Source organism: Ruegeria sp. HKCCD6157, assembly GCF_013110685.1.
In the GTDB taxonomy this organism is placed as follows: domain Bacteria; phylum Pseudomonadota; class Alphaproteobacteria; order Rhodobacterales; family Rhodobacteraceae; genus Ruegeria.
The window spans coordinates 240410-250018 of sequence record NZ_WVRB01000005.1 but is presented as its reverse complement, the minus strand read 5'-3'; the positions used below and the strand labels follow the sequence as shown (position 1 = coordinate 250018).

General features: G+C 58.9%; 9 protein-coding genes, 1 tRNA gene and 1 pseudogene. 6 read left to right on the top strand and 5 right to left on the bottom strand.

Translation table 11 applies throughout. The annotated features are described in order from the left end of the window. Positions 1-8: 8 nt before the first annotated feature. From GS612_RS16370 to GS612_RS16350, 5 genes and pseudogenes are all read right to left on the bottom strand, one after another. Positions 9-149, bottom strand: a pseudogene (locus GS612_RS16370) (IS5/IS1182 family transposase); the annotation flags it as partial. A gap of 300 nt (positions 150-449) precedes the next feature. Beyond that, positions 450-526: transfer RNA gene (locus GS612_RS16365), tRNA-Arg, on the bottom strand. A 64-nt stretch (positions 527-590) separates the two neighbouring features. Further along, positions 591-1973, bottom strand: coding sequence for a sensor histidine kinase (locus tag GS612_RS16360; RefSeq protein ID WP_253286197.1), 1383 nt, complete (start codon positions 1971-1973; stop codon positions 591-593). Positions 1974-1991: 18 nt separating this feature from the next. Continuing rightward, a complete protein-coding gene (locus GS612_RS16355) occupies positions 1992-3410 on the bottom strand; it encodes an NAD(P)/FAD-dependent oxidoreductase (protein WP_171641758.1) in 1419 nt (472 codons plus the stop codon). 3 nt (positions 3411-3413) lie between these two features. Then, positions 3414-4145, bottom strand: coding sequence for a TVP38/TMEM64 family protein (locus GS612_RS16350; protein ID WP_171641757.1), 732 nt, complete (start codon positions 4143-4145; stop codon positions 3414-3416). Positions 4146-4440: 295 nt separating this feature from the next. Here GS612_RS16350 and rpmH point away from each other — a divergent pair, with 295 nt between their 5' ends. From rpmH to GS612_RS16320, 6 genes are all read left to right on the top strand, one after another. Then, the gene (gene rpmH / locus GS612_RS16345; protein ID WP_005980833.1) at positions 4441-4575 is read left to right on the top strand and encodes a 50S ribosomal protein L34; all 135 of its coding nucleotides are present in this window, start codon (positions 4441-4443) and stop codon (positions 4573-4575) included. Between the two features lie 25 nt (positions 4576-4600). Next, positions 4601-5026, top strand: coding sequence for a ribonuclease P protein component (gene rnpA, locus GS612_RS16340; protein ID WP_171641756.1), 426 nt, complete (start codon positions 4601-4603; stop codon positions 5024-5026). Continuing rightward, complete coding sequence (yidD, locus tag GS612_RS16335) at positions 5023-5268, top strand: membrane protein insertion efficiency factor YidD (RefSeq protein WP_152456928.1); 246 nt, start codon at positions 5023-5025, stop codon at positions 5266-5268. Before rnpA ends, yidD begins: the two co-directional genes overlap by 4 nt. A 67-nt stretch (positions 5269-5335) precedes the next feature. Further along, positions 5336-6952 (top strand): acyl-CoA dehydrogenase family protein, encoded by a 1617-nt coding sequence (locus GS612_RS16330; protein WP_171641755.1) that lies wholly within the window; start codon positions 5336-5338, stop codon positions 6950-6952. A gap of 43 nt (positions 6953-6995) precedes the next feature. Then, a complete protein-coding gene (ttcA, locus tag GS612_RS16325; RefSeq protein ID WP_171641754.1) occupies positions 6996-7889 on the top strand; it encodes a tRNA 2-thiocytidine(32) synthetase TtcA in 894 nt (297 codons plus the stop codon). A 61-nt stretch (positions 7890-7950) separates the two neighbouring features. Then, a complete protein-coding gene (locus GS612_RS16320) occupies positions 7951-9483 on the top strand; it encodes a bifunctional diguanylate cyclase/phosphodiesterase (RefSeq protein WP_171641753.1) in 1533 nt (510 codons plus the stop codon). Positions 9484-9609 lie beyond the last annotated feature (126 nt).

Here is a 9609-nt window from a genome sequence, read left to right as displayed (position 1 = left end):
GCATCTCACCAGCGCAAACAATTGCGATTGATGAAGATAATCCCGCTCAAAACCCTTTTGTCATCAACCCGGGGCTTGCTGTGCGACTTCGGGAAAAATGGGACAAGCTTCGCCATCTGCGCGTCGGTTCGCCAATAAAGATCGCTCATGTCTCCGCTCCGTTCTGGGAGCCGCGAGTCACGCAGCGCAGCGAAAAACAATGCATCCTGAGCCTAGGAGTTAACTTAGAACTTGTATGGAAGTCTGTCGCCCAGCAAAAAACAGTAAACGGATAGAATATTTGGCTGAATCCGATCAGGTAACTAATAGTCCGTTTGAACTGACGAGTTATTTCCCGGTATCAATCCGTCGATGTCTACAGGCCATTCGAAACTAGCCACCACTTTGGCGGGTATGTTGGCGGGTAGCTGGTAAAAACCGCCATTTTTTCCAATGAATTCAAAGGAAAGTGGCGGACCGAGGAGGATTCGAACCCCCGACCCCTTGATTCGTAGTCAAGTACTCTATCCAGCTGAGCTATCGGTCCGCGTTGGTGAGGCGGTGTTTAGACCTGCCGCCCGAGACGTGCAAGCCGATTCTTCAAAAAAAAATCAAAAAGTCATGTCCCCGCGCGGAAGGCTGATTTCAAAGACTGTTCCCTCGGGTCCGGTCTCTTTCAAAACCAGATCCCCGCCATGGCCGCGCACCAGCTCCTGCGAGATTGCCAACCCCAGACCCGAGCCACCCTTTCGGACCCCGCCCTGGAACGGCGTGAACAGGTTTTCGCGCGCCTTGGGGGGAAGACCCGGCCCCGTGTCGCGGATTTCGATGCACCAAGCGTCGTCGTTTTCACACCCCGCAATGGTAACCCGGCCAGGTTTTCCAGAGGCAACCAAAGCCTGTCTTGCATTGCGCACGAGGTTCATGATGACGCGGTACAATTGTTCGGGGTCGGCGCGGGCCACAAGCGCGTCCGGCACTTCGTTCACGATCTCGACACAAGCATCGGCGACGGCGAGTTGTTCGCTGGCCGCGACATCCGCCGCGATTGCGCGGATCGGAACCATTGTCAGGGTGGGCGCGGGCTCTTCCGCGCGGCCAAAGGCCAATGTGCTTTCACAAAGGGACACGGCCCGGGTGATGGAATTCACCAGTTTCGGCGCCATCCGCCGCACCAGCGGATCATCGCTGGCCTCGATCCGATCGGTAAACAGCTGCGCCGACGTCAGGATATTGCGCAAGTCATGGCTGACTTTGGCGACGGCCCCCCCAAGCTGCGCCAGCCTTTCCCGCTGTTTGAGCGCCTGGGTCAGGTCTGTTTGCAGCATCTTCAGTGCCTCCTCGGCCTCTCGCAGCTCCGTCACCTTCGAATTCGGCGAGATTATGCCACGCGCGTCCTCTGGCGCACTGGCATAGCGCTGCATGTAGCCGACGACGCTTTTGATGGGCCGCACAAGTACGACGCGTACGGCGAGAAACAGGAAAAACGCCGTGATGATGGAGATCACAAAGGACAGACCGAGAATACGCAACCCGTAGTCAATCATCGCCGTTCGCAAGGGCATGCTGTCCATGGTGACTTCGATCAGAAGGCCTGCCCCCTTGACCGGTTCTCCGATGACCCGGACGACTTCGTTTTCGGGTTTGAGAAAGCGGCTGATCGCATCCCGAATCAGAATCCAGGGGCTTGCATCCCGCAAATCGAACGTTTCGGCGATTGGATCGGGAATCGGCGACGACAACATCAGTTGCCGAACCTCATCCCGTCGCAATACGACATTGTAGACGCCTGCGTTTGCCAGCAGTTCCGCCTCAAGATCTTCGGCAAGCATGTCGTCCGCCAGCAAAGCCAGCGAGGCGATCTGCGCGCGTTCGAGCCTGTTCAGTAGAAAGTCCTCGCGGAATCGGGCGATCGACGGGACAAAGATCAGAACCTCGGCCAACATGACGAAGACCGTCGTCAGGATCAGAAATCGGCCCGACAGCGAGTTCAATTTGCGCCCCTCCTCAGGTCAGGGAATCCAGCGCTGGACGAACCTGACCACTCGTTTAACTGTCTGATTCTCAAACAGCCTTGGCGAGAAATAAGCACCCGCCACACGTTTGTTAAGCTCTCCGATCGTCGGATAGGGTGAAACCATGGCGGCGATCTGCCCCATCTTCAGGTTATTGGCCAAAGCCAACGACCACAAGTTGATCAACTCACCCGCCTGATGCCCGACGATTGTGGCGCCGACAGGTCGGCCTTTCACGACCATGACCTTGACGAAGCCTTTGGTTTTGCGCTCGGCAATCGCCCGGTCATTGTGGTGATAGTCAAAGCGGGCGATTTCCAGCTTTTCTCCATGCGCCTCGCGGGCCTGAGCTTCGGTCAGTCCGACCTGCGCCAGCTCCGGGTCCGTATAGGTGGCCCACGGGATATGTGCCGTTTTCGCCCGGGACGGCAGACCGAACAGGGCCGAGCGAATGATGACACCTGCATGATACCCTGCAACATGGGTGAATTGCAGGCCACCCGCCACATCTCCGATCGCATAGACGCGGCGATTGGTCGTGCGCAACGCGTCATCCGTTCTGATGCCGGTTTTCGTGCGTTCAATTCCGGCTGCTTCTAGGTTCAGACGCTCGATATTGGCTTTGCGACCGGCAGCGATCAAAAGATGAGAGCCCCGGTGAATTTCACCGTTTTCGGCAACGACTTCCACAGCGCCCTCTGTTCCGCGAACCTGCGCGATCATGGCGTTTTCCCGGATGTCCACGCCTTCACTGCGCAGGGTATCCAGCACCACGGACGCGGCCTCGGGATCGTCTTTGCCCAAGGCTCTGAGCCCTTCGACGACCGTCACCTTGCTGCCGAGGCGTATATGGGCCTGCGCCATCTCCATCCCGATCGGGCCGCCCCCGATGATCAGCAGGTGATCTGGCCGCTCTCTCAAGTCAAAGATGGTTTCGTTCGTATAATAGGGTACCGTGTCCAACCCCGGAATCGGCGGCACCAGCGGTGATGAACCGGTCGCGATGACGACGCGACGCGCACAGATGACATGATCCCCGGCCTGCACCTTATCAGGGGATATGAACGCGCCATATTCGCGAATTACCTTCACGCCGAAGCCTTCGAACCGCTGCTGACTGTCCATCGGTTCGATCTGCGCGATCACATCATGAACATGATCCATTACTGCGGCGTAGTCGACCTGAGGGATTATTTCAGCGACGCCAAAACGAACGGAATGCGCCTGAGCATGGGCCGCTTTACCGCTTGCGATCAGCGCTTTCGACGGGACACAGCCGAAATTCAGGCAATCCCCACCCATCTTGTGCCCTTCCAGAAGGACAACATCCGCGCCCATCTGGCTGGCACCTGCGGCGACGGACAATCCTCCGGACCCGGCGCCAATGACCAGGAGATCGGTTTTCAACTCTTTCATGGTTCAGGTGCCTCTTTTCGCGCGCAGTGCTTTGAAAACGATGGGCAAGGCGGCCAATATACACAACCCGATAATCGGCCCGATCACGAACGGTTCCCACAGCAACGAAACATCAGGCGTTTCCCCACGGTCGAATACACCACCCAAGCCGACCCCGATCCACGTGTACACGATACCTCCGGGAATGATGCCCAGCGCGGTCGTCAAAAGAAAACTGCGGAACTTCACACCGACCAGAGCCGGCACCAGATTGGCAACAAAGAACGGCACGACCGGCACCAGTCGCAGCAGAAACAACACCGAGATTTCGTTTTCCCGCAGACCGTCCTTCAGTTTCCTGACCGTGCCTTCTGATGATTCCAGGCGCGACGTCAGGGCTTCGCCCAAGCCCCAGCGCGCCGCCAGAAAGATCGCCGACGCACCGATGGTGGCGGATACGACATTGAAAACGGTTCCCGCAAAAAGACCGAAAAGAAAACCGCCCGTCATCGAAGCCACTGCGGCACCGGGAAGTGAAAAGGCCACTATGACGATATAAATGGCGACAAAAGCGGCAGCCATGATCCAATAGTGACCGTCCCGCCACGCCAGAAGCGCCTCGCGATTGTCCCGCAAGGTCTCGAAAGTCAGGTAATCCCCAAGCGTGAAAAAGCCGACAACGGCAACGCTCAGGATTACAAGCAGCGGGATGTGGCGCGCGAAACCGTTGCGCGGCGCCTGGCTTGTGTCGGACATCAGATTTTCCGGTTCTTTGTGCTTCATCTTGTGCCCAAGATGCGCTGACTGACGGGCCAGCAACAGGGGGATCACGGGGCCTTGATCTGTGTGGCCCCGAATGTGAGGGATTTCGGCGATAAACGGGTATTTTGAAACCTTTTGCCGTTGCCGGTTACAGAATTGTTGCAAAAGCTGCGAAAACCTGGCCGTTGGGGTTTGACTTACCCCCCGCTTGGCAGTAGAGGACGGGCTTCGAACACCACGGGCAGGCGAATCCGCGCCGCACCCGACCGCATAGATTGGAGACGGAGCGATGAAACGCACCTATCAGCCTTCGAACCTGGTTCGCAAACGCCGCCACGGTTTCCGTGCGCGCATGGCCACTAAGGCCGGCCGCAAGATCCTGAATGCACGTCGCGCACGCGGCCGCAAATCGCTGAGCGCGTAAATCGCTCACCGATCAGGTTATGAACATGACGCCGCCGGAGGCCCCTGAGGTTGGTAGGAACCACCCCGGGAACAAGCCCCCGGCGGCGTCCGTTTGTGCATCTGCACCCCTGACCGTTCTCAGGAAACGGTCCGACTTTCTGAAAGCGGCGCGTGCCCGCCGACAAGGCACGTCGTCGATGATGGTTCAGGCCCGCAAGCGCGCGCCCGGCGAGGCCAATGGGATTCGCGTGGGGTTCACCTGCTCGAAAAAAGTGGGCAATGCCGTGGCCCGCAACCGCGCAAAGCGCCGTCTGCGCGAAGCCGCGCGGGCCGTGTTGCCCGAAGCCGGCCGCGACGGGTGGGATTACGTTCTGATCGGCGGTGCCGAAGTTACCGCCAACCGCCCCTATGACGCATTGTTGGACGACCTGCGCTATGCGCTCCGCAAGATGCATGCGGCCGAAAAATGACCTTCCTGTCCCATATCGTCGCCCTGCCTGTTCGGGCGTATCGGCTGATCTTCAGCCCATGGGTCGGTTTCAACTGTCGCTACCAACCCACCTGTTCCGCCTATGCGCTTGAGGCGCTGGAGAAACACGGGGCGGTCAAAGGATCCTACCTGGCCGCTCATCGGATCTGCCGTTGCCACCCTTGGGGCGGCGACGGATATGATCCGGTACCTGACGACAAGCATAATGACCCTTCGTCCTGACCCCTCGTCAGACTTGACCGGCTAGTGCCGCGCCTGAACAGTTGGACCAGCACAACCCGAGGTCCCGATGAAATCCCCAGCGCGCGACACCCTGCCAACCCACGATGTCCTGAACCAACCGCCCGCGCGCGGCGGCATCGATCTTTGGCTGTCCGATCCGGTCCTGCAAGACGCAGCAAAGACAGCGGGCGCGCGCGCTTTGGAACTGGCGGCATATGGCAAAACACTCGGAACCGAAGAAACGCGGGAACTGGGGCGGGAAGCCAACTGGCATCCTCCAGAGCTGCGGCTGTTCGATCCCGGCGGTAGGCGCCTGGACGAGGTGCGCTTTCACCCGGCCTATCATCAGATGATGCAGATCAGCCAATCGGCGGGCTATGCCGCACTGGCCTGGGATAGACAGCCCGGAGGGCACGCGACCCATGCGGCGATGGTCTATTTGGCCGGACAGGTCGAACCCGGGCATTGCTGCCCGATGACCATGACCTATGCAGCAATCCCTGCACTGGCCGCCAATGAACACATTGCCTCGCTCTGGCAGCCAAAACTCATGGCCCGCCACTATGATCCTTCGAAGGAACCGATCGGTCAAAAGACCAGCGCGACGCTAGGGATGGCGATGACCGAGAAACAGGGCGGTTCGGACATACGCGCCAATACGACCATTGCGACACGCGACGGGGATCATTGGCACTTGCGCGGGCACAAGTGGTTCTGTTCCGCGCCAATGTCGGATGGGTTCCTGACACTGGCGCAGGCGCCCGGCGGGTTGACCTGTTTTCTGGTGCCCCGCTGGCTCGAGAGCGAACGCAATGCGATCCACCTGATGCGCCTGAAAGACAAGCTGGGCAACAAATCCAACGCATCCTCGGAAATCGAGTATCATGACGCGCTGGCCTATCAGTTGGGCGAAGAAGGCGCGGGCGTGCGCACCATACTGGAAATGGTGCACCACACGCGGCTTGATACAGCCATGGCACCGGCCGGGCTGATGCGGGCCGCGCTCAGCGAAGCGCATCATTGGGTGGAACACCGCAGCGCATTTCAGCGCCGATTGATTGATCAACCGCTGATGCAAGCGGTCCTGTCCGACCTTGTTCTGGACTGGGAAGGCGCTGTGACCCTGGGAATGCGTGTGGCGCAGGCATTTGACGGCCAGACACCCGAAGACAAGGCCTTTGCCCGGATCAGCGTCGCATTGGCCAAGTTCCTGAACAACAAGCGCTGCCCGGTCGTCGTCGTCGAGGCGATGGAAGTGCTGGGCGGCATGGGGTACGTCGAAGACACGCCCTTGCCCCTGATCTACCGTGAAGCTCCCCTGAACAGCATCTGGGAGGGGTCAGGCAATGTGATCTGCCTCGATATCCTGCGCACCCTGACGCGTGAGCCGCAGGCCGCCGAGGTTCTGGGGGCCGAATTGGATGCGGTGAGAGGCACGGACAGAAGATATGACGCAGCTCTGACCGCGCATCGCAGCCGCTGGCCCGGTCCGCCGCCCGAGGCCGAAGCGCGCTGGTACGCTGAACGTACGGCTCTGCTGCTGACAGCCTCGCAATTGCTGCGCCATGCGCCCGGCGCTGTGGCTGATGGCTTTGTTGCCACACGTCTTTCCGGTGACAGCGGCCGCATTCCCGGAGCAGTAGCCGGGTTGGATACCGGCGCCCTGCTGGCGCGGCTTGGCTGACCCGCCACTTGCCCGGTTGCGCCATCTGCTGTAGGGGCTGCGCATGTTTGATGATGCAGATGATATCCACCCGCTCTTTGCCGGCGCGCCCTCGACCACCGAGTTCAAAAAACTGCGCAAACGCATCGTGCGCCAGACCCGCGAAGCGATCGAACAATACGGGATGGTGGACCCGTCCGCCCACGACAAGGACGGCAAACCGCCACGCTGGCTTGTCTGCCTTTCGGGCGGCAAGGACAGTTATACGCTGCTGGCCGTCCTCTACGAACTCAAATGGCGCGGATTGCTGCCTGTCGATCTTCTGGCTTGCAATCTGGATCAGGGACAACCCGGATTTCCGGCAACGGTCCTGCCAGAGTTTCTGGACCGCATGGGTGTGCCACACAGGATCGAGTACCAGGACACGTACTCTGTTGTGATGGACAAGGTCCCGCAGGGCCGAACATATTGCGCCCTGTGCTCGCGACTTCGCCGCGGCAACCTGTATCGCATTGCCCGGGAAGAAGGCTGTTCCGCCGTCGTGCTGGGCCACCACCGCGACGATATTCTCGAAACGTTTTTCATGAACCTCTTCCACGGAGGCCGTCTGGCCACCATGCCACCGAAACTGGTGAATGAAGAGGGAGATCTTTTTGTCTTCCGCCCGCTTGCCCACGTCGCCGAAGCCGACTGCGAGAAATTTGCCAAGGCCATGCAATATCCGATCATCCCCTGCGATTTGTGCGGCAGTCAGGACGGGTTGCAACGGCAGCAGGTCAAACAGATTCTCGATCAATGGGAAAAGAACAGTCCCGGCCGGCGGCAGGTTATGTTCCGCGCGTTAACAAATGCGCGCCCGTCGCACCTTTTGGATGCAAAACTCTTTGATTTTGTTAATCTTTCCGTAAACTCTGACGAAAAAGCGGAAAATTTGGAAGAAATACCGCTTCTGCGTTAACGACTGACTCAGATTGGTTTCCTAGGCTCGGCACACCATTCATGCCCAAGGTCAGGACCCGATGCGGAATCATCCTTTCGTCGACCGTATTATTGAAGCTTTGAGAAATGTGGCATACGGCCCAGCCGTTCTTGCCTTTGTTCCGGCAACAAGCCTGGGGGCGTTCTGGCTTGGCGGTGAACGCGCTTTGGTCGCGGTGGCCCTGGGCTTGCCCCTGATGATTGCCGGTATAGGCGCAATGGCCCCCAACCCGGCAGACAGGAAACGGCAACAGGGTGGCCTGCTGCCGAATTACCAGTTCGAAACCGTTCTGGCTGAGGTGCTCTCGGATAGTCGCCGCAGCGGTGAAACGTCGGCCTGTTTCGCTGTAATCCTGGACGACTATACGCAAATGCTTGAACTGCATGGCCAAGCAGCAGCAAACCATGTGGCACAGCAATTCTGCTTTCGTGTCATGTCCATGATCCGCGCCAGTGACTCCGCGACCCGGATCGATGGAAACAAGATGATGGTTGTTCTGCACCCGGCGCAACAGCTTGATCTGGAAACCTGCATTCACATGTCGGGACGAATGCAATCCGCGGTCGAAGACCCCATCATGCTGAACGGAACCGGAGTTTACTTGTCCTGCTCTATCGGTTTCTGCCTCAGCAGCAATGTCCCCGACGGCACCGCGACGGATTGGTGCAACGCTGCAAACAACGCGCTGCAAGAAGCACAGCAAAACGGGCCGTCGACGATTCGTGCCTTTTCGTCCGAAACACGTCGCCGGGCTCAGGTCAGAACCAATCTACGCAAGGAATTTGATGCGGCGCTGGAAAGCGGTGAAATTCGTCCATGGTTTCAACCGCAGATCTCGACGGATACCGGGCGCGTGTCCGGGTTCGAGGCTCTGGCCCGCTGGGAACACCCGAAAAAAGGAGTGCTGGGTCCCAATGTCTTTCTGCCCTTTGCCGAACAGGCGGAGTTGATGGGCAAACTGGGGCAGGCGATGCGGCATCACGCCTTTTGCGCAATGCGCGAATGGGATCGCGCCGGTCTGACCGTACCACGCATCGGCATCAACTTTTCGTCGGACGAATTGCGTGACCCGGGGCTGATCGACCGCCTGAAATGGGAATTGGATCAATGCGATCTGACCCCGGACAGATTGGCGGTCGAAGTATTGGAGACCGTGTTTTCGAGAGGGCCGGATGACGTAATCACCCGCAATGTCACGGGCTTGGCCGCAATGGGGTGCTGTATTGATCTGGACGATTTCGGCACAGGGCATGCCTCGATCGCGTCAATCAAGCGGTTCAACGTGTCCCGGATCAAAATCGACCGCTCTTTCGTGACAAAGGCGGACCAGGACCCAAGCCAGCAGCAGTTGGCCAGCGCAATTCTGACCATGGCAGAACGGCTGAACCTGGAATCCCTTGCTGAAGGGGTCGAGACACCCGGGGAGCACGCCTTGATGGCGCAATTGGGATGTGACCATGTTCAGGGGTTTGGCATCGGCAAGCCCATGCCTTTCGAAAAAACCAAGGGCTGGATCACGTCTCATTGCAACAAGATTGACGGAATGCCCAAAATCGGGCGGCAAACCGGCTGAAGAACCGGAAACTGCGCCACAGAAGACCAATCCGTGACGAAATGACGAGCGATTCCGCTTGACCTTTGGGCCTGCACTCTGTTGAACCCTGCGGGTGTCTTTCACTGCTCAAGGTGGCTGTCCCAG

Coding starts and splice junctions, on each gene's coding strand:
- GS612_RS16330 (WP_171641755.1), top strand. CDS start 5,336: ATGAAATCCCCAGCGCGCGACACCCTGCCAACCCACGATGTCCTGAAC.
- GS612_RS16320 (WP_171641753.1), top strand. CDS start 7,951: ATGCGGAATCATCCTTTCGTCGACCGTATTATTGAAGCTTTGAGAAAT.
- yidD (WP_152456928.1), top strand. CDS start 5,023: ATGACCTTCCTGTCCCATATCGTCGCCCTGCCTGTTCGGGCGTATCGG.
- rpmH (WP_005980833.1), top strand. CDS start 4,441: ATGAAACGCACCTATCAGCCTTCGAACCTGGTTCGCAAACGCCGCCAC.
- GS612_RS16355 (WP_171641758.1), bottom strand. CDS start 3,410: ATGAAAGAGTTGAAAACCGATCTCCTGGTCATTGGCGCCGGGTCCGGA.
- rnpA (WP_171641756.1), top strand. CDS start 4,601: ATGACGCCGCCGGAGGCCCCTGAGGTTGGTAGGAACCACCCCGGGAAC.
- ttcA (WP_171641754.1), top strand. CDS start 6,996: ATGTTTGATGATGCAGATGATATCCACCCGCTCTTTGCCGGCGCGCCC.
- GS612_RS16350 (WP_171641757.1), bottom strand. CDS start 4,145: ATGTCCGACACAAGCCAGGCGCCGCGCAACGGTTTCGCGCGCCACATC.